The following is a 20,629-nucleotide window of genomic DNA, read 5'->3' on the forward strand; positions in this document are numbered from 1 at the left end:
CTGCATCCGCTCGTCGATAAATGACGCTGCTTGATCTGCCACGCCCTGAACTCGGGAATTGACATCTCTACGCTCTCTTTGGTAGCGGCCTCGCTGGAATATTTTCAATTTAGAAGCGTCCTGATGATTCTCGCGTGCTGTATAGATAGAAATTATGTTGAACTCGCCGGTGTCATGCTACGATCGGTTCATCAGTTCGGAAATGTCGGTGCTGTTCAGTTCTGGATACTTGCCGATCGTCTTACAGAGGCTGACAAAGCCAATATTGCTGCGGCCGCGGATCGAGAAGTAACCTTTGTCGACATGACGAAGGAAATGGCGGGTCGAATTGAGAATCTCAAAACGACGTCATATTGGAGCCGGTCCATCTACGGCCGTCTGCTCATGCCCGAGATTGTCGATGAAACCTGCGAACGTATCGTCTATCTGGACGCCGACGTTATCGTAAAAGGCGACATCTCGCATCTTTTCGAGACCGACCTCCAAGATAATCTCGTGGCAGCGTGCTGCACGGTTGGTGGCGCGAAGCTGAATCGTCGTTTGGGACGGAATGACGATGAGCTTTATTTTAACTCCGGCGTTCTGGTCCTCGATGTAAAGAAGTGGCGAAATGAAGGGCTTACGCGAAAAGCGATCGAGCTACTGCAAATCAACAACTATACATTTATGGATCAGGATGTCCTGAACGTCCTGTCGACGGGCCGGGTGTTGTCACTTGAGTGGATTTGGAACGCCCAGAGAGGGAACGACTTCGCTGACGCGGTGATCGTGCACTTCATTCACGCGAAACCTGATAGTGTCGAGTGCCAGCATCCAGAAAAGGACTTCTATCTCAATTTGCGCGCTCAAACGCCGTGGGGAAGACGGCGCCTTCGCACAAAGACTGACAGGAGACTTCGCAAGCTCGGGCATTCGCTCAAGTATCGCCTTCGATATATGCGCCAACTCTTTTCCATCAGTGTTGATGAAATGCTTCGCAGGCTCACGGCTATGGGGGCAAATACCGAAAGCCTCGTTTCGACAGTTGAAAATTTGGCTTGGCTAAGGGAAAGATGGTGGCTCCCAGGGAGCCTCAACCCGCCGCCGACAGCGTCTGCATCCGCTCTTCGATAAACGCCGCAGCCTGATCCGCCGGCATCGCCTTGCCGAAGAGGTAGCCCTGGCCGATGTCGCAGCCGAGGCGGGTCAGGTAGCCGAGCTGGCTGTGTTCCTCGATGCCTTCCGCGGTCGTCTTGATATTCAGGCTGTGGCCGAGGCCGAGCATGGCGCGGACAATCTTTTCCTGGCGCTCGTCTTCCTGGTAGGTGGCGACGAAGCTCTTGTCGATCTTGATCTTGTCGAAGCGGTAGCGGGCGAGCTGGGCGAGGCTGGAATAGCCGGTGCCGAAATCGTCGAGCGCGATCTGGACGCCTGCCGCATGCAGCTCGTCGAGGATGACGGCGGCGATCGCCGGATCCTGAATCAGGGCATTCTCGGTGATCTCGATCTCCAGCCTTTCCGGCGGCAGGCCGGAGGCGGCGAGCACTTTCAGGATGCGCGAGGCGAGCAGCCGATCTTCCATCTGCACCGGAGAGATATTGAAGGAGAGGACGATATGGGCGTGCCAGCCGAGCGCGTCGCGGCAGGCCTGCGACAGCAGGTTCTCGAAGAGCTCGGTAATCATCCCGGTTTCCTCGGCAATGCCGATGAAGACGGGGGGAGGGATGTTGACGCCGGTATCGTCGGACCAGCGGGCCAGCGCCTCGAAGCCACAGATATCGCCGGTCTTCAGATCGATCAGTGGCTGGTAGAAGGGACGGATCGCCTTCTGCTGGATGGCGGTGCGCAGCTTTGTCTCCAGAGAGGCGCGCTCGGCGACCTTGTCCTGCATTGAAGCCTCGAAGGCGAGCGCATGGTTCGGGCCGCGTGACTTCGCCTCATACATCGCCAGATCGGCGCGGTGGGCGGCGTTCTCAAGCGGTTCGCTGCCTTCGGTCCAGCGCTCGTAGCCGACACTGGCGCCGACTTCGACGGCAAAGCCTTCGATGCTGATCGGTCTTGTGACGGCCTGGATCAGCACGCGGGCGAAATGCTTCTCGCGCTCCTCGGTCATGCCGGCACCGATGATGACGAATTCGTCGCCACCGAAGCGATAGACGCAATCGGCATTGCCGAGCGAACAGATGCGTCGCGCCACCTCGATCAGCAGGATATCGCCGCCCTTATGGCCGACGAGATCGTTGACTTTCTTGAAGCCGTCGAGATCGACCGAGAAGACGGTGACGTTGCGGGCCGCCGCGTTATACTCCTCGTCCGAAGCGTCCGGGCGGGCGAGCTTCTTGCGCTCGAAGGCATAGCGGTTCGGCAGTTTGGTCAGGTGATCGTGGGTGGCGGTCCAGTCGGCCTTGAACTGCGCGGCGGCGCGCAGTTCCATCTCGCGGCGGAGATCGGCAATGCGCAGGATCGAATAGATGAAGCTCATGGCGCCGGCGATGACGAAGGCAAGCACAAGCTTTTCGGCGCCGTAATCATCGAACATCTGCACAAAGGCCGAGAGGCCATCGCCGAATTCCAACAGGATTCCGAGCAGCCAGAGGACGCCCCCGAGCATCATGACCGATAGACACTGCCGTCCGGCACGGCTGCGAAAGAACCCCGGCATTCACATTTCCTCACCCCTGATAAGACATAGCAATATCATCGAAGTCTGAAATGTTCGTTGAAAACGGGTAGTGATTGTTTGCTGCAATCTCCGTACGGTTTCGCACGCTTCGCGGGTTTTAAAGCGCCTTTAACTCAATTTGTAGATAGGTTCGATCCGTAACTTGTAGGTGCTGGTCAATAATATTACAGCCTTATGGTACGGAAAACACAGCTGTGGCTTTTTTGGGGGTACGGTTCCAATTGGCTTGTTGAAGCGGACTTAGTGTGCTTTGCAAGTCTGAGGGGAATCTGGCAGTCGTCGATCGCGCAACTCAAAGAGGTGCGCTGTTGGCATTGAGGGGACGCAATTGGTTCGGTCGAGTGTTGTATTGATCTGCCTGGCTTTGGCCGGTTGTCAGGCTGTTCCTGCTCAGGGTCCTCTTGCGGATGCCATCAATCAGGATGCTGGACGCTCTGCTTCTGAAGTCGGCCGGCGTAACACGGCTGTCTTCGACATTGTTGATGTCGATAGCCGTTCGGCTACTCTCGTTTCGAAATATGTGGCCACCGCGCTCAATCGCCGTTTTGGCATCGGCGGCGGTATCGGGCGTGTTGTCATAGGTGTCGGCGACCATCTCAAGGTGTCAATTTTCGAAGCAGGCAGCGACGGTCTGTTCTCGACAGCTGAATCCAAACAGATCAATCTTGATATTGTCGTGCAACCCGACGGTATGGCGGCTATACCTTATGCCGGTTCCGTCAAGTTTGCCGGAAAGACGCTTGAGGAAGCACGTAAAGCTATTCTTTCATCCTTGGCAAACAAGGCGGTCGAGCCGGATGTCATCGTAACCAGCGTCAGCACGGCCTCGCGTAACGTCACGGTATCAGGCGCGGTCGGTACGCCCTCTCAGGTTCCGCTCAGCCTTGTCAGCGAGAAGATCACCGAGGTCATCGCAAAAGCCGGCGGATCACGCGCGCAGCCCTACGAAGCCTATGTAACGCTCGTTCGCGGCAGGAAAACGGGCACGGCGCTTTTGCAGTCCATTATCGAAAATCCGTCAGAAGATATCTATGTTCAGCCGGGCGACCAGATATTTGTGTCTCAGGATCCGCGAACATTCACGATCCTAGGTTCGGCTAACAGCAATGCGCGTGTCAATTTCGGCGCCAATGATCTCAATCTTCTGGAGGCTGTCGCGCTGGGCCGTGGCGGCAATGATCTGACGACCGACGCCAAAGGCTACTTTGTCTTCCGCTACGAAGAACCTGATGTCGTGATGAGCCTTCTTGGAACTCAACGCTTCCACGAGCTGCTCGCCAAGGGCCTGATGCCTGACAGCGTCGGCCGGTATCCAATTGTCTACAGATTTGACATGAGCCATCCGGATAGCCTGATCGTGGGGCAAACCTTCCCGGTGAAGAACCGCGACGTCGTCTATATTTCGCGGCATCCGTCGGTGGACATCAAGATGTTCCTCGGGATTGTCGGTCAGCCGGTAGCGATCGCTGCACAGAGTGCGTCGATCTACAACAACTTCAACGATTAGAATATTTTAAGTTGTTTTCTGCTGCCTCGGCGGCAGGGGCGGTTCAGGGTTGATTGCAATCAATCCGTGCCTTGCTTTTGGGTGGCGATGTTTTCGTCTCGCTTAATTTCGGATTTCTAAAATACAACCTTAAATGATATTTTTGAATGACAGCGGCAGCCTTTTGTGGTGTCTGCCTGTGACGCTTTTTGGGGTCATCCTGCGTGGTGCCGTGACATGAAGACATTTGATGGCCATGACGACTGAAATTATCGGACGCGCGATCATTGCTCCGGGTGCTCCTTCCGTAGATGCGCTACGGCAGGTTCTCGAAGATGCAAGATGCACCGTCAGCGAGATTCCGGCCGGACGTTGGGAGCTTGGTCGCTTTTGGCATCCGACGCAGGGCCTTCCCGGCAAGACATACTCGTTCGCGGCCGGTGTGCTTCACGATATCTATCATTTCGATCCTGCGGTTTTCGGCCTTTCGCAGCGCGAAGCCATACAGATGGATCCGCAGCAGCGCATTCTGCTCAATCTGGTCTGGCGCGCGCTTGAGGACGCCAATCTTCCGGCGGCGGCCTTGGTGGGAGAGCGCGTGGGTGTCTATGTCGGCGCATCGAGCCTCGACAACGGGAATCTGGCAGCAGAGGATCCGGCTTCCGGCAGCCCGTACTTCATGACGGGAAATACGCTGTCGATCGTGTCCAACCGGATATCGCATATCTTCGGTCTGCGCGGTCCCAGCATGACGATCGACACGGCTTGTTCGTCGTCCCTGGTCGCGCTCGATCAGGCTATGCGGGCGCTGGACCGCGAGGAAATCGATACTGCGATCGTCGGCGGCATCAATCTTCTCGCTCATCCGCTTTCCTTCGTCGGTTTTGCGCAAGCGCGCATGCTTTCGCCAGAGGGCCTCTGTCGCGCCTATGACACCAATGGCCATGGCTATGTCAGGGCGGAAGGTGGCGTCGCGATCGTTCTGCGCCGCACCGACAGGGCATTGCGGGAGCGGGACAGAAGCCACGCCCGTTTGCATGCCGCCGGCGTCAATTCGTCCGGCCGTACGAACGGCATTTCGCTGCCGTCGCGCGATGCCCAGGCGGCATTGCTTCGGTCGATCTACGAAGACAGCAATATCGATGTGAACCGGATCGCCTTCATCGAGGGCCACGGCACGGGTACACGCGTTGGCGATCCTGCCGAAGTCTGGGCGATCGGCAATGTCATCGGCAAGAAGCGGCGGGCACCGGTGCCGATTGGTTCGATCAAGTCGAATATCGGGCATACGGAACCGGCCTCCGGCCTGTTCGGCCTCGTCAAGGCGGTCCTGGCGCTGGAAGACAATTTCCTGCCGGCGACGCTTCATATCGAACAGACCAACGAAGATATCGATTTCGAGGCATTGAATGTCCGGGTGAACACGTCAGGCATCGAGTTGATGCCGGCAAAGACGCCTCGTTATGCCGGCGTGAATTCCTTCGGTTTCGGCGGCACCAATGCCCACGTGGTGATAAGCGATCCCGATCCCATCGCGCCGCCCGAGCCGCAGCCGAAGGGCGACAACATCATCTTTATGGCAAGCGCTCACACGGAGACGGCACTACAGAGCCTGCTGCAGGATTACCGCGATCAACTGGCCCAGGCAGAGACGAAGGAAGCGCGGCAGATCATCGCCGCCGCCGCGGCCAATCGGGAGGCAATGCGCCATCGCTTTGCCGTAAAGGTGAAGGACGGAGAAGCCGTTCTCGCGGCACTCGAGGCTCATCTGGCGGGGGATCAAACGCAGGGCGAGCAAGGCGAAGCCCCCGGCCAATCGGTCAAGGTGGCCTTCGTTTTCTCCGGCAACGGATCACAATGGCCCGGAATGGGGGCAGATGCCTATCGGAACAATGCGCATTTCCGCCAGTGTTTCCAGTCGTTCAGCGCGCTGTTCGAATATTATATCAGCGAAAAGCTCACGGATCTGTTGTTTGCCGAGGACCTGCCTCAGCGCCTTGCAGATACGAAGATCGCGCAGCCGCTGCTGTTTGCGGTGCAGGCAGCGCTCTCCGATTGCCTGTTCTCTCAGGGCGTCAAGCCTGCTGCCGTTTTCGGCCACTCCGTCGGCGAGATCGCGGCCGCTTATGCGGCAAAGGCGCTGACGGCTGCCGAGGCGGTGGCGATCGTCGCCAAGCGCTCTCAGCACCAGGATCTGCTGGCCGGTGAAGGCAAGATGGCCGCCGTCGTGCTCAGCGCCGAGGCAGCTACGGCTTTTGCCAAGGCCAACCATCTCGACAATATTTGCATCGCCGCGATCAACGCAGCGAATTCAGTCACGATATCTGGCCCGTCCGAGGAGGTGCTTGCGTTCCGCGACGCTGCGCGCAAGGCGCAGATCGTCGCCCACGTACTCGATATCAATTACCCGTTTCACCACCCGATTATCGATCGTGCGAAAGACGCCTTCCTTGATGACTTGCCGGATATTGAACCGGATCAGGGCAATGGAACGTTTTTCTCCACGGTTACCGGCGGGCGCGAAGACGGCGCGGTGCTGGATGCTGGCTATTGGTGGCGCAACGTGCGCGATCCCGTCTTGTTCAAGGATGCCTGCGAGGCGGCGATGGATGCCGGCTGCAACCTGTTCATCGAGATTTCACCGCGGCCTATCCTGTCGAATTATGTCGCGGATGTTGCGAAGGGCATCTCCTACAAGGCGGCCGTCATCCCAACACTCCTGCGCGAGAGCGGCACCGGCCGCGATCCGGTCTCGCAGTCGTTTGCGCGGGCATTTGCCCATGGTGTGTCGCCGCTGAAGTCGCGGAGTGCCGGTGCGCGCAACGCCTTTGTCCGATTGCCGTCTCTGCCGTTTGAAAATACCGAGTTGCGTCCGCAGACGACAACGGATGAGATCGATGTTTTCGGCCGGGACCAGAAGGTTCCCTATACCCTGCTCGGCTGGCGAACGGATCCAAACGGTTCGAGCTGGAAAAACCATCTCGATGCCCATCTGGTGCCTGATCTGGCCGAACATGTCGTTGACTCGAAGGCGATCATGCCGGGAAGCGGTTTCATCGAAATCGCGGTCACGGCGGCCCAGCAATATTATGGGCTTGATGCCGTAGAGCTCGGCAATCTTGAAATCGTGCGCCCGCTCGAACTGCGCACAGATCGCATCGCCGAGCTTTCGACGGTGCTTTCGCCGGAGACCGGCAATATCGAGATCCGCTCCCGCGAGCGGTTGAGCAATGACGACTGGACGGTCCATGCGGTCGCCAGGGTCCGCAAGACCATTGAAGCGCAGGCCGAAGAGCCCGCCGCGCGGGTTGCCGGTGAAGTCACGACGGTCCTGAGTGCGGCCAAGACCTACGAGACAGCAGAGCGGTTCGGCCTGCAATATGGCCCGCGCTTCCAGCTGCTGTCGAAGGCCGTGACTTTCGGGCACGGAACGATCGAGGTTGATCTCAAGAAGGCGACCCCGGCTGCGCATCGCTACATGCGCTACGGGCTCAATCCGATGTCTGTCGATGCGGCGTTCCACGGTCTGGTGGCGCTGTTCGATCAGCTTTCCGGCGACCAGGCGGGTGCACCCTATATTCCCGTTCGGTTCGGAACGGTGCGGGTGACGCGCTCCGAGCAGCCGATCGTCAAGGCGATCATCTCGATCGAGCGCTTCAGCCAGAACTCGATCAAGGTGCATTTCCGGATGTTCGATGCCGCAGGCCTGCAGGTCGCGGCGTTCGACGACTGCCGTTTCCGCAGGACCTATCTGCGCCGCCACCACACGCTGGATTCGGTCGCCTTCCATTACGAAAGCGTTCCGTCTTCCTTGTTCCCGTATGCAGCTGGCACACGCGGGCTTGCGGAGTTTGCGGCGGCAGGCGAGGGCGAGCTCAACAACGCGACGCTGCTGCTGGATGCAGCAGTCTATCGTGCATGTCACGAGATCGCCTTGTCGATTGCCGGGAGTGATGGCTCCATCGCCAAGATGCCCGGCGATGCGGCGTTCCGCTCGTTCCTGACGAGCTGCCTGTTCAGCCTCGAAGATGCCGGGCTTGCTTCGTCGGAAGACGGACAATGGCGCGTGGTGCCGGAGTTCACGTTGCCGCCGGTCGCGGAAGTGCTGCGGGAGCTCTACGGTGAGGATTCCGGCCGTATTGCCGAGGCGGTGCTGATCAACAATACGCACCGCGATGCACTGGAGCGGATTGCGGTTCTGAAAGCCGGCGGCGATGCGCTCGGGTTTGCGTCATCGAGCGATGCGACGCTCGATCATATTCTCGTTCATGCGCCTTTGAGCGTGCGCCGGCAGGCTGCTTCCGAACAGATGGTGACGCAGCTTCTGCCGGATGGCGGCGCCCGCTACATCCTGGAGGCCGGTTCGCTTTCGGCCGCCTTCAGCCGCAAGCTTGCGCAGCTCGCTGCACAGAGAGGCGCGTCGCTGATCATCGCCGAGCCGCGCGAAAACACCCGCCGCGCCCTGCAGATCGCGTTCGAGGCCGATGCCAATGTGCTGATCGCCGATCCCGAACGGCTCGCGGATCATCCGGCCGCCGATCTCATCGTGTGCGCTGGCGATGAAAGCCAGAAGTTCCTGATGGGCAACGAAGCCATGCAGGCGCTTGTGCGGCGTGCGGCCTCTCATGGCGCATCGCTGGTTTTCGCCGATCGCTCACCGTCCGCCTTCAACGATTTCGTCTTCGGCCTCGCCGAAGATTGGTTCGCCGGCAGCCAGTCGCCGGAATTCCCGATCGGCAGGCTTTCCACGGTCAATCAGATCGAGGAAACAATCCGCTCGCTCGGCTTCTCGCAGGTCGCGGCGGAGGAGACGGGCTATCCCGAGGGGCGCCTGATTTCGCTTCTGGCGCAATCGAAAGCTCTTGCGAAGACGCCTGCTCAGGCGAACGCGAGCGGAGCGCCGGTGCTGGTCTTTGGCGATGCCGAGAGATGGATATCTCTGGACGGGATGGTGACGCTTCCTGTGCCGGGCGGTGCGTCCGATCTCGTATATGCGGACGCACTGGCGGCGTTCGAAGGGCACACGGTTCGCGCAATCTATTTTGCTGCTCGCGCAGCAGGCGAAACGGCGTCCAGCGCCTCGCAGCAACGTCTCGAAACGTTCCGCGTCTTTGCCGAAGCGCTGGCCGCGCGGGTTGCGGGTTCGGCCCGCGTCCAGCTGATCGTCGTGGCGCCCGGTGGTTCACCGTTGACGGATGAAGGGGCCGATGCGGCCAATGCCGGTCTCTGGACCTTCGCGCGTGTCCTGCAGAACGAGTATGAATTCCTCGATGTGCACCTGATCGATGCCGAGACGGATGACGCCCGGCTTTCGGGCGTTGTGACCTCTGTGTTGACGTCGCCCACGGAAAACCGGGAATGGCTGCTCGACCGCGCAAGCGGCGAGGTGCGTGAGCTGCGTGCGGCGACGGGTCCGGCGGCTTCGGTTGCCCGGAATACCGCTGATTATGTCGCGGCGACGATCCGTCAGCACTCCGCTGGCCGACTGGATAGCGTGGCATGGGAGGCGTGCGACGTTCCTGTTGCCGTTGCCGGTGAGATCGTTGTTTCTGTCGAGGCGACCGGTCTCAATTTCCGGGACGTAATGTGGGCGATGGGCGTCCTGCCCGAAGAGGCGCTCGAGGACGGCTTTGCCGGTGCGACCATCGGCATGGAATTCGCCGGCCGCGTGGTGGCATTAGGCGCCGACGTCAGCGGGCTCTCGGTGGGTGACAAGGTCATGGGCATCGGCCCGGCGGCGTTCTCGACACATGTCCGCGTCCGTCAGGACGGCGTGACCAGATTGCCGGAGCACATGAACACCGTGGCGGCCGCCACGGTTCCCGTCGCGTTCCTGACCGCCTATTACGCCATGGTGGAGCTAGGCCGCATCCAGCCCGGTGAGACCATTCTCATTCACGGCGCTGCCGGCGGCGTCGGTCTCGCAGCGGTTCAGATCGCCAAGCTGAAGGGCGCGAAGATCATCGCAACGGCCGGGACGGTCGAGAAGCGGCGTTTCCTGGAAACGCTCGGCGCCGATCATGTTTTCGACTCGCGCTCGCTCGATTTCGTATCGGCGATCCGCGATGTCACGGATGGTGCGGGCGTGGACCTCGTCCTGAACTCGCTGTTTTCCGAAGCGATGGAACGCAGTCTCGAGCTGGTGAAGCCCTTCGGACGCTTCCTCGAACTCGGCAAGCGCGATTACTATTCCGACCGCAAGATCGGCCTGCGCCCCTTCCGGCGCAACATCAGCTATTTCGGCATCGATGCCGACCAGCTGCTGGTGAATGTGCCGGAGCTGACGAAACGCATCTTCACAGAGATCGGCGAATTGTTCTCTGCGGGCAAGCTTGTTCCGATCCCTTATCGGGCCTTTGCCTATGACGAAATCGGCAATGCCTTCCGCCTGATGCAGAATGCCGGGCATATCGGCAAGATCGTCGTCCAGCCCCCTGTTATCGGCACCGACAGCGTTCTCTTGCCACCCGGAAAACCGGTCGCATTCGATGCGGATGGTGTCTATCTCGTGGCCGGCGGTATCGGTGGCTTCGGCCTTGCGACGGCAGCCTGGCTTGTCTCGAAGGGGGCGAGAAAGATCGCGCTCTGCACCCGCAAGGGCATCGCTGACGACGAGACCCGCAAAGCGATCGGCGACTGGGCGAAAAAGGGTGTGACGGCAAGCGTCCATGCCTGCGACATTACTGATGAGGACGCGGTTCGTGCCTTGCTCGGCGAGTTGCGCGCCAAGGGCCCGTTGAAGGGCGTGGTTCACGCGGCGATGGTCCTCGACGATGCGCTGCTGTCGAACCTGTCTGCGGAACGCAACCGTCCGGTCGTCGACGTAAAGGTCCGCGGCGCGGAGATCCTGAGCCGCTTGACCGCAGCTGACGATCTCGGTCTCTTCCTGCTCTTCTCATCGGCAACGACCATGCTCGGCAATCCGGGCCAGGCGAATTATGTCATCGCCAACGGCTATCTCGAAGGCCTGGCCCGCGAGCGCCGCCTTGCCGGTCGCAAGGGCCTGGCTATCGGCTTCGGCGCGATCGCGGACAAGGGCTATCTGGCGCGTAACGCCGAGGTCAACGACGTGCTCTCGAAGCGCATCGGCAAATCGGCCCTCAAGGCGGGCGACGCGCTGGAGCAGGTCGAGCGCTACATGATGGCCGATCAGGGCAGCATTGCCGAGGCGGCCGTGATGATCGCGGAAGTCGACTGGACGGCAGCCCGAATGCTGCCGATCGCCAGCAAGTCGCTGTTCGAGACGATCATGCGTCAGGCGGGCAGCAACCAGGCCGCAAGCGATAGCGAAACCATCGATCTCGAAGCGATGATCGCCGGCAAGTCGGCGGACGAGTCCCAGGCTCTTCTGCACAAGCTCGTCGCGGCCGAGATTGCCGCGATCCTGCGCGTGACGGAAGACGGGATTACCCCGGACAAGGTGCTCAAGGATATCGGCCTCGACAGCCTGATGGCGATGGAGCTCGGGATGAGCTTTCAACAGAAGACCGGCTTCGATATTCCGCTGAGCGGCATAAGCGATGGAACCACGGTCGGAGACGTCGTCGCGCGCCTTCGAGAGCGTGTTGCGAGCCGCGCCGGTGGCGGCGATGGCGAAGCCGATGCGGGCGGCGACAAAATTCTCACTCAGCTGATCCAGACACACTCTGGAGCGGCTCAGAGATCAGCAGGCTGACATGACAGAGAGCTCGAACGGCAACGGACAGGATAGCGGCCGCAGGGCGGGTCTGCTGGATCAGATGCGCCATGCCAACGAATCCTCCGGGCGGAACCGCATGGCACGCATGAACCGGCAGCCGGTGCAGGCGATCCGCCAGGCCGTGAAGTTCGACGAGCTTCCTGAATACAAGCGGGTGGTGGCGCAGAAGATCGGTGCGCAGATGGTCGGCATCGACAATCCGTTCTACCGTTCGCATGATCGGGCGGCCGGTGCGACCACGGTGATGTCCGGCAAGGAATTCGCCAATTTCGCCTCCTACGACTATCTCGCGACCAACACCGATCCGGTGGTCAAGCAGCGGGCCAAGGAAGCGATCGACCGGTTCGGTATCTCGGCATCCGCAAGCCGCCTTGTCGCCGGGGAGCGCCCGGTCCATGTGGAACTGGAACAGGCACTTGCGAAGGTCTATGGCGTCGACGCGGCTGTCTGTTTCGTCAGCGGATATCTGACCAATGTAGCGGCGATCAGCTGCCTGATGGGGCCGCAGGATCTCGTCATCCACGACGAGTTCATCCATAACAGCGCGCTTGCCGGCATCAAGCAGTCCGGCGCTGCCCGGCGCCTCTTCAAGCATAACGATGTCGCCAGTCTCGAAGCCGTATTGAAGACCTTGTCCTCCGACTTCCGGCGTATCCTCGTCATTGTCGAAGGCGTTTACTCGATGGATGGCGACATTGCCGATCTGCCGGCTTTTGTCGAGCTTCGGTCGCGCTACGGTTTCTGGCTGATGGTCGATGAGGCGCATTCGCTCGGCGTTCTCGGCGCGAGCGGCCGCGGATCCTTCGAACATTACGGTATCGATCCGCGCGAGATCGATATCTGGATGGGTACGCTCTCGAAAACGACTTCGAGCTGCGGCGGTTATATTGCCGGCAGCCAGGCACTGATCGACGTGCTGAAGGCGGATGCGGGCGGTTTCGTCTATAGCGTAGGGCTGGCGCCGGTTCTGGCGGCGGCTGCGCTGACCGGCCTCGAAATCCTCGAACGGGAGCCGCAGCGCACGGCCGATCTCAGGAAGAACGGCAGCCTGTTTCTGCAGCTCGCCAAGGACGCCGGGCTCGATACGGGTCTGGCGACCGGGTACTCGGTCGTACCTGTCATCGTCGGGGATTCGGCGCGCGCGGTGCAGCTTTCGAACGAGCTTCTGGAAGATGGTGTCAACGCGCTGCCGATCATCCACCCGGCGGTTCCCGAAGGCTTGGCCCGGCTACGCTTCTTTATCACCTGCAATCATAGCGAGGCGCAGATTGCGCATGCGGTGCAGGCAACGGCGAAGCGCCTGAAAGCCCTTGAGGAGCGCAACTTCGGGCTGGGTTCGATCGACATGGAAAAGATGATGCAACTGCTGCCGGATATTCAAACGGCGGGAAAGTCTTAGGCGGGACGATGCAATGCATGTCATCGTAACCGGAGGTTCCAGCGGTATCGGCCTGGCAGTCGCCAGGGCCTATGCCTTGCAAGGTGCTGCGGTTTCGCTTGTTGCGCGGGATGAGGGGCGCCTTGAGGCGGCGCGAAAAGATCTCGGTGCAAATGTCTTTTCGGTGTCGGCGGACACCACGGCGAATGCGGCACTCAGCAGCGCTATCGCTGCTTGTGAAGCCGCCAATGGCCCGTGTGATGTGCTCGTGGCGTCGGCCGGAATTGTCGATCCTGCCGCTTTCGAGACGCTGCCGCCTGACCTTTTCGATCGCCAGATTTCCATCAATCTGCTGGGAACCGTCAACGCCGTACGTGCGGTCTATAGTGGCATGAAGGGCCGCGGGCGCGGGACGATCATGATCGTTTCGTCCGGCGCGGCGCTGATCGGCATCCATGGCTATGCGGCCTATTGCGCCTCGAAGTCCGCTCTCGATGGCTTTGTCGAAGCTCTGCAGATGGAAGCGCTCGGCAGCGGCGTGAGTGTCTCCATCTGCTACCCGCCGGATACTTTGACACCCCAATATCAGCAGGAACTCCCCGCGCGGCCGTGGCAGGCGGAACTGCTGATGGGAAAGGTGAAGCCCTGGGCTGCCGATGCGGTTGCGCTGCGGATCGTCTCGGCGATCGGGCGGCGGCAGGCGAGCGTCTATTTCACGCCGTCGCTTGCGGCACTCGCGCTCTTCGGCCCCGTCATAAAGCCCGCGTTGCGGCTCTGGTATCGGTGGCGACTGCGCGAAAAGGAGCGAATGCGGCCGATTGCATTCGAGACGCGGCACGAGCCACGCCCGGCGCCCCGGGCCGATACGAACAGCACTTAGTCTGACTGCGACGGCATAATAGAATGCATATTCATGACGCCCCCATCCTGCTGACCATATTGTGTTTCGGTCTTGTCTGCATCGCGGTCTATGCCACCGATTGGTTGGCCTTGCCCTTTGCTGTCTACCGCAAGAATGCCGTCCGGCGGCCGATGGCGCGCACGCTTATCGATCTTGCCGCCCGCCTTCCGGTGATTGCGCTCGTCTTCGCCGGTTTCTTTGCCGTGACCTGGCGGCCGATCTATTGCGTTCAGGCGACCATCAGCTTCTTCGTGATATTCACCGGCATTTCGCGCGCCAAGTTCCAGTTCATCCGTGAACCGCTGGTCTTCTCGGACATCGCGCTGGTCGTCGATGTCTTCAAATATAAAGAGATCTTCTATGCGACGTCGCTGAACGTCTTCTTCTGGATCTTCTCTTTCCTCTACGTCTTCGGGGTGACGGGCCTCTATTTCTATTTCGAGCCGCATATCCTGCCCGACACCGCGCGGTTCCTCTGGATATTGCTGGGTCTGCTCGTTGCGTTCGGGCCGTGGTTCGCGCTCTTCTATGGTCCGGTCAACGGCCCCGTCTCGCGTCTCACGCAATGGGTTGTCGGCCCGATCGACATCAAGAAGAACACGGTTCGCTTCGGCACCTTCACATCCGTCGTCCTGCATTTCGTCATCTGGCTCGGGCGCCGCCGTGAGAAGATCGTCCGCGAGCTTTCGACGCTGATCAAATCGGCCCTGCATGATCTCTGGGATGGCGATGACGACGAGGCGCCGCCGCTGATCGTCATCTGGCAATCGGAATCCTTCATCGATCTCCGGCATTTCGGCGTGAAGGGCCTGAAGCTTCCCAATCTCGACCGGCTGCGCAAGCAATCGGCCCAGTGGGGGCGGATGACGAGCGTCTTCGAAGGCGGATACACTCTGCGCACCGAATTTGCGGTGCTGAGTGGCCTTCAGCCCGAAGACGTCGATATCGACGCCAGCTATCCCTATCTGCGCGCGGGCCACTACGCCGACATCGTCTGGCCGAACAAGCTGAAGAATGCCGGCTGGAAGACACAGTTCGTGCATCCCTACGACCGGACGTTCTTCCTGCGCCACAAGGCGATGCCGCAGCTCGGCTTCGATCATATGATGATGCTCGACGAGTTCGACCACAAGCCGGAGCGCGACGGTCCCTATGTCAGCGATCTGGCGCTGACGAAGAGCGTCATCCGGGAGATCGACAAGGATCCCGACCTCAAGAATTTCGTGTTCGTCGCCTCGATGGCCAATCATGGCCCCTGGGAAGCCGGACGCGTCAAGGACGAGACGGATCCCGTGGCGATCTATACGGAACTCCTGAGGCGCGCCGATCACGCGCTTGGAAATCTCGCTCATTACCTCGATACGCTGGACCGGCCGGTATGGCTGCTGTTCTACGGTGACCACGCGCCGCTGCTGAAGGCGTTTGCCGATCCGTTCCCCGATCCGCGCACGGACTATGTGATCGTGCCGCTCGGCCGCGCACGGGCGCATTCGCAGAGGCCTGTTCCGGCGCAGGAGGAGGCACCCTGGAATCTGCTCGGCACGTTGCTGCGCTATGCGGGCCTCAGCAAGGAGTTGCCGTCTTGACGCTTAAGCCGGCCATTGTTGGCGCAGACCGGCGTGTCTTCCTGTTCATGCAGGGGCCGTCGTCGAGCCTCTATGTCCGGATGGCCCGCAAGCTGGAAGCGGCGGGCAGCGAATGCCTTCGCGTCAATCTCAATGCCGGCGATGCGATCTTCTGGCGACGGGGCGGCGCCATCAACTATCGCGGTTCGTTCGCTGCCTGGCAGGGCTATGTCGGGCGGCTGATCGCCGAACGCGGCATCACCGATCTGGTCGTTCACGGTGAAGAGCGCCCCTATCATAAGGTGGCGATCGCTGCCGCGAGGCAGGCGGGCGTCGCGGTCTATGCCGTCGAGATGGGACATCTGCGGCCCGATTGGGTCACCATCGAGCGTGAGGGGTTGTCGTCGAACTCCCGCTTTCCCATCGACCCGGACCATATCCTGACGGCTGGCGAGGGGCTGGGCGAACCGGATTGGCAGAGACGCTACAGCCATAGCTTCCTGTCGGAAGCCGCGGCCGACATGCTCTATTATCTGCCGACCGTGTTCCTGAGCTTCCTCTATCCCCACTACCGGCGGCATGGCTTGTTTCATCCGCTGGCCGAGTATGCGGGGTGGGCGATCCGGCTTGCCAAGTCGCGGTTCACCGCCAGTAAGGCCGTCCGGTCCGTGCACGCCGTTGCCTCCGCCAGCCATCCGTATTTTGTCTATCCGCTCCAATTGCAGACCGACTATCAGCTGCGATCGCACTCGCCGTTTCATAGCCAGCAGGATGCGATCCGGCATATTCTCCGATCCTTCGCAGAACATGCCGCGGCCGATGCCCGGCTGGTGATCAAGGTTCACCCGCTGGACAATGGCTTGATCGACTGGCGCTCCTACGTGGAGCAAATGGCGGCCACATCGGGCGTTTCGGATCGAACGGTCTTCATCGATGGCGGCAATCTCGATTTGCTCATCCGTGGCTGCAGCGGGCTGGTGACCGTCAATTCCACGGCGGCGCTGAACGCGCTGCAGGCGGGTAGGCCGGTCAAGGTGCTGGGCTCGACCGTCTATGACATCGATGGCCTGACGGATCGCCAGCCGCTCGATGCGTTCTGGAGCCGGCCGGTGGCGCCGTCGCCGCTCCTGCTCACCGCCTTCATGCGGCTGCTTGCGGCGTCGATCCAGGTGCGCGGCAATTTCTACAGCCGCGAAGGGGCGGAGGCCGCGGCAGGCGGGCTTGTCCGCAAACTGCTCGACCGCTCGGTCAACGAGCCGGGCGCCTATGTCGATCCGGCTCCGCGTTCGCATCCCGAAAAGATCGCCGTCGCCTGACCTCCCTCCCAAGTTTTTCCGTGTGCATTGAAACCATTAGTGCACTTCCCGCTTTATGCATCAAAAGGCGAGTGGGAACTGATGTCCGCTTTTTATTTCAAGACGCAAGACAATGACGGCACGGCCGCGGCCGATCTGCCGTTTGAATTTCCGGATCTGTTTTCGGCAATCGAGGAGGCCAAGCATGTGCTGGCGGAGATGGCGCTCGATGGGCTGCCGTCGGCGCCGGAGCGGCGGTTGTCGATTGAGGTTCAGAATTCCGAGCGGCTGCCGATCGTCAGCTTGCAGCTGGAACTGAAGATTTCCTATCTGCCGCAGGCGCGCAACTGAGCGGGAACCAAGCGGCGGCAATCTCGTTTCAAATCATGAAGAGATGAAAACGGAGGAAGGCTGATGCAGGTCGTTGGCACGCAGATCATTGCCGCGAGAGGCGGCAAGGACGGGTTTACCGTGGAATTCGTGAGCGATGACGGCGCCGTCGTTTCGGTACAGATGCGCGGCGAAGAAGGGCTGAACCGGCAGAACGCCATCATGAAGGCGCAGTCGCTGATGAGCGCGATGGCATCCGTCGACGCGAGCGAAGGCGGCGATATGAGCGTGCATCGCAGCGCGCGTGCTTCCGGTGATCGTGCGGAGCTCGAAGAGCAGCTCGACCAGGGGCTGGAGGACAGCTTTCCGGCCAGCGATCCGGTGTCGGTGACGCGAAGCTCGGTTCCCGGCGAGCCGACCAAGCATTGACGCAAATCCCATTTATAGTCGTGGGATCGTGTGGTTCCCTGCGGTCATTGGGTTGATCGCAGGGATCTTTTCCGTCACTTGTATTTAAGAAAATCCTTTTCAGAGAATCCTCATGTCCTCTTCCAACGCCGTCTTTGTCCGCTCGACGCTTTTCATGCTCGGGCTCGGCGTGCTGCTTCTGGCCGGTATCGTCGGAACGTCGCTCTGGCTGACGAGCGCGAACCGCATCTATTCCGATACGGTTGCCGAGATGCGCCGCATCCGCACTGGTTCGGTCGATCTGCTGACCGCGCTCCAGGATGCCGAAACCGGGCAGCGCGGCTTTCTGCTGACCAATGACGAGAGCTATCTGGCACCCTACTTTCAAGCGGTGAAGAACTTGCCCGAGCGGCGCAAGCGGCTGGCAGACGTGCTGCAGAACTATCCTGATTATGCCGAGCGGCTGCCGGTGCTGGATCAGGCGGTCGACGGCAAGATGGCGGAGATCGATAATACGGTCGCGCTCGCCAAGGCCGGCCGGATGCAGGAAGCGCTGGCGATCGTGCGCAACGATAGCGGCAAGGCGCTGATGGACGACGCCCGCGGCGTTCTCGTCGGCTTCATCAGCCAGACCGATGACCGCCTTCGGGTAATCGTCGGCGAACAGCTCAAAGCGGCAAGCAACCTGCAATGGGTGACGATCGGCGGCGCATTGGCGATTGCCATCGTCGTCGGCGGGGCAATCCTCATTATCGTCCAGCACGTGCGCGACCTGTCGCGGGCGCGCGAGGAGCTGCAATCGCTGAATTTCGGCCTGGAGGAGCGCGTCAACGAGCGCACCGAAGACCTGATGCAGGCCAACCAGGAAATCCAGCGCTTCGCCTATATCGTCACCCACGATCTCAGGGCACCGCTCGTCAATATCATGGGCTTCCTCAGCGAGCTCGAGGCCAGCCTGACGGCGGTCACGGCCTATGTCATGGCTGATGAGAAGAAGCCGAGCGAGGACGAAATCAAGGAAGCGCGCCTCGCAGTCGAGGAAGACCTGCCGGAGGCGATGAGCTTCATCCGCTCGTCGACCCGCAAGATGGATTCGCTGATCAACGCCATCCTGAAGATTTCCCGCGACGGACGCCGCAAGCTGGTGCCGGAGAGGATCGACCTCAAGGCCATGCTCGAGACGGCTGCGGCGAACGTGCATCACCAGGTCGCCGAGGCCGATGGGGAAGTGGAGATGGATATCCGCGTGCCCGGACTGATCACCGACCGCTTCTCGCTGGACCAGATCTTCGGCAACCTTTTCGACAATGCGGTCAAATACCGCTATCTTGGCCGTCCTGTCAGGATCGCCGTGCGGGCCATGCCGGCCGGCAAGGGCCGGATCAGGATTGATGTCGAGGACAACGGCCGCGGCATCGCAGTTGCCGATCGCGAGCGCGTTTTCGAACTCTTCCGCCGCGCCGGCGAACAGGATCAGCCGGGTGAAGGCATCGGCCTCGCATATGTGCGATCGTTAATACGAAATTTGGGAGGTGACATTACTGTCGCTTCGACAGAGGGCACCGGCAGCACCTTCACGCTGCTTCTGCCGTCGGATCTCACCACCATCGTAAAGGGTACAGAGTCATGAAAGCCACAGGCCAGGAAGTCACGATCGTCATGATCGAGGACGACGAGGGGCATGCCCGCCTCATCGAGAAGAACGTGCGCCGGGCCGGCGTCAACAACGAGATCGTGCCCTTCACCAACGGCAAGAGCGCGCTCGACTTCATCCTCGGCCCCGACCGCAGCGGCACCGTCAGCAAGGACCGCTATCTGCTGATGCTGCTCGATCTCAATCTGCCGGATACGTCGGGCATCGATATTCTCGAGCAGATCAAGAACAACGAGCACACCAAGCGCATGCCTGTCGTCATCCTGACGACCACCGATGACGAGCGCGAAATCCAGCGCTGCTACGATCTCGGCGCCAATGTCTATATCACCAAGCCCGTCGATTACGACGGCTTCGCCCACGCGATCCGCCAGCTTGGCCTGTTCTTCGCGGTGATCCAGATTCCGCAGCAATAACGAGAAAAGGCGAGCAGTTTGCCTGCTCGCCCTTCGTTCAGCGCATCAGCAGCGGAATGCCGATGACGATAGCTATGAGAACAATGGCGATTGCGACCTTCAGAAGGCGCACACGCCGCGTCCGCTCCCCACTCCAATCATACGTCATGGTTGGTCTCCACGGGGCATGCACTTAGAGCCCGGCATGCCGGGTTCAATAGGTATGGCGCAACTTGCTTGCGTAAGGCTTATCTAAATTATGCGGTGAAAACAGACGCTTGCTGCAATCAGCGGCTGAAGCGCAGCGCCCATCGACGGCCGTCGAAACTCATCCGCAGCAGGGCGAGCGGCTCGATATCCGCCAGCCAGAAAGAACTCGGCGGTGCCTTCATCACATGCAGGATCGCGGCCCGGATGACGGTGGCGTTGGCGATGGCGACGATATGGCCGTCGAATGCCTGCTGCTCTTCCATCCAGCCGGCGATGCGGGCCTGAAGTTTCGACAGGCTCTCGCCGCCATGCGGGGCGGCGTCCGGATCGGTCATCCACTGGATCAGAGCATCCGGCTCCTTGGCCTGCAGATCGGCAAGCGGGCGGCCCTTCCAGCGGCCGTAATCCATATCGGCGAGCTTCGGATCGGCCGCGGCCGTCAGGTTCAGGATTTCGGCGGTCTGCAGCGCGGCGAGCGCCGGGCTGCTTTTGACGTGATCGGCACGCTGAAGCCTTTCCGCGAGAGCCGCGGTATCGGTGGCGGCGCTCTGTTCGAGCGGCTCGTTCAGCGGAAAGCGGCCTTCGCGGTTGGCGCTTGTCGGGCCGTGGCAGATCCAGGTCAGCCGGGTATGCACAGGAGAGCCTC

At 60.7% G+C, this 20,629-nt stretch carries 13 protein-coding genes; 11 read left to right on the forward strand and 2 right to left on the reverse strand.

Annotated elements, in window-relative coordinates:
• Positions 1-30 precede the first annotated feature (30 nt).
• Positions 31-1,113: a glycosyltransferase family 8 protein gene (locus tag F2982_RS13465; protein ID WP_203428110.1), complete on the forward strand. Its 1,083-nt coding sequence runs from the start codon at positions 31-33 to the stop codon at positions 1,111-1,113.
• On the opposite strand, the gene F2982_RS13470 is transcribed toward F2982_RS13465, so the two are convergent.
• On the reverse strand, positions 1,073-2,641 hold the full coding sequence (locus F2982_RS13470) for a bifunctional diguanylate cyclase/phosphodiesterase (RefSeq protein ID WP_203428111.1): 1,569 nt from the start codon (positions 2,639-2,641) through the stop codon (positions 1,073-1,075). The genes F2982_RS13465 and F2982_RS13470 overlap by 41 nt on opposite strands.
• 349 nt (positions 2,642-2,990) lie before the next feature.
• On the opposite strand from F2982_RS13470, the gene F2982_RS13475 reads away from it, so the two are divergent.
• From F2982_RS13475 to F2982_RS13520, 10 genes are all read left to right on the forward strand, one after another.
• Positions 2,991-4,169 carry a polysaccharide biosynthesis/export family protein gene (locus F2982_RS13475; protein WP_203428112.1) on the forward strand — a complete coding sequence of 393 codons (1,179 nt, stop codon included), beginning with the start codon at positions 2,991-2,993 and terminating at the stop codon, positions 4,167-4,169.
• Between the two features lie 235 nt (positions 4,170-4,404).
• Positions 4,405-11,823 (forward strand): type I polyketide synthase, encoded by a 7,419-nt coding sequence (locus F2982_RS13480; RefSeq protein ID WP_203430069.1) that lies wholly within the window; start codon positions 4,405-4,407, stop codon positions 11,821-11,823.
• A 1-nt stretch (position 11,824) separates the two neighbouring features.
• Entirely contained in the window at positions 11,825-13,246 is a 1,422-nt protein-coding gene (locus F2982_RS13485; RefSeq protein ID WP_203428113.1) for an aminotransferase class I/II-fold pyridoxal phosphate-dependent enzyme, read from the forward strand.
• A gap of 13 nt (positions 13,247-13,259) precedes the next feature.
• Positions 13,260-14,105, forward strand: a complete 846-nt coding sequence (locus tag F2982_RS13490; RefSeq protein ID WP_203428114.1) for an SDR family oxidoreductase — start codon at positions 13,260-13,262, stop codon at positions 14,103-14,105.
• A gap of 23 nt (positions 14,106-14,128) precedes the next feature.
• Positions 14,129-15,712, forward strand: a complete 1,584-nt coding sequence (locus tag F2982_RS13495) for a sulfatase-like hydrolase/transferase (RefSeq protein ID WP_112718887.1) — start codon at positions 14,129-14,131, stop codon at positions 15,710-15,712.
• A gap of 47 nt (positions 15,713-15,759) precedes the next feature.
• The gene (locus F2982_RS13500; protein WP_203430070.1) at positions 15,760-17,007 is read left to right on the forward strand and encodes a capsular biosynthesis protein; all 1,248 of its coding nucleotides are present in this window, start codon (positions 15,760-15,762) and stop codon (positions 17,005-17,007) included.
• A gap of 81 nt (positions 17,008-17,088) precedes the next feature.
• Entirely contained in the window at positions 17,089-17,337 is a 249-nt protein-coding gene (locus F2982_RS13505; protein WP_112718888.1) for a hypothetical protein, read from the forward strand.
• A gap of 63 nt (positions 17,338-17,400) precedes the next feature.
• Positions 17,401-17,745 carry a hypothetical protein gene (locus F2982_RS13510; protein ID WP_203428115.1) on the forward strand — a complete coding sequence of 115 codons (345 nt, stop codon included), beginning with the start codon at positions 17,401-17,403 and terminating at the stop codon, positions 17,743-17,745.
• A gap of 112 nt (positions 17,746-17,857) precedes the next feature.
• The gene (locus F2982_RS13515) at positions 17,858-19,354 is read left to right on the forward strand and encodes a CHASE3 domain-containing protein (RefSeq protein ID WP_246777443.1); all 1,497 of its coding nucleotides are present in this window, start codon (positions 17,858-17,860) and stop codon (positions 19,352-19,354) included.
• Positions 19,351-19,794: a response regulator gene (locus tag F2982_RS13520; protein ID WP_112718890.1), complete on the forward strand. Its 444-nt coding sequence runs from the start codon at positions 19,351-19,353 to the stop codon at positions 19,792-19,794. Before F2982_RS13515 ends, F2982_RS13520 begins: the two co-directional genes overlap by 4 nt.
• 266 nt (positions 19,795-20,060) lie before the next feature.
• Here the strand turns inward: F2982_RS13520 and F2982_RS13525 are convergent, their stop codons facing one another.
• The gene (locus tag F2982_RS13525; RefSeq protein ID WP_203428116.1) at positions 20,061-20,618 is read right to left on the reverse strand and encodes a histidine phosphatase family protein; all 558 of its coding nucleotides are present in this window, start codon (positions 20,616-20,618) and stop codon (positions 20,061-20,063) included.
• Positions 20,619-20,629: the final 11 nt, after the last annotated feature.

The sequence above is a fragment of the Rhizobium sp. BG4 genome (assembly GCF_016864575.1).
In the GTDB taxonomy this organism is placed as follows: domain Bacteria; phylum Pseudomonadota; class Alphaproteobacteria; order Rhizobiales; family Rhizobiaceae; genus Rhizobium.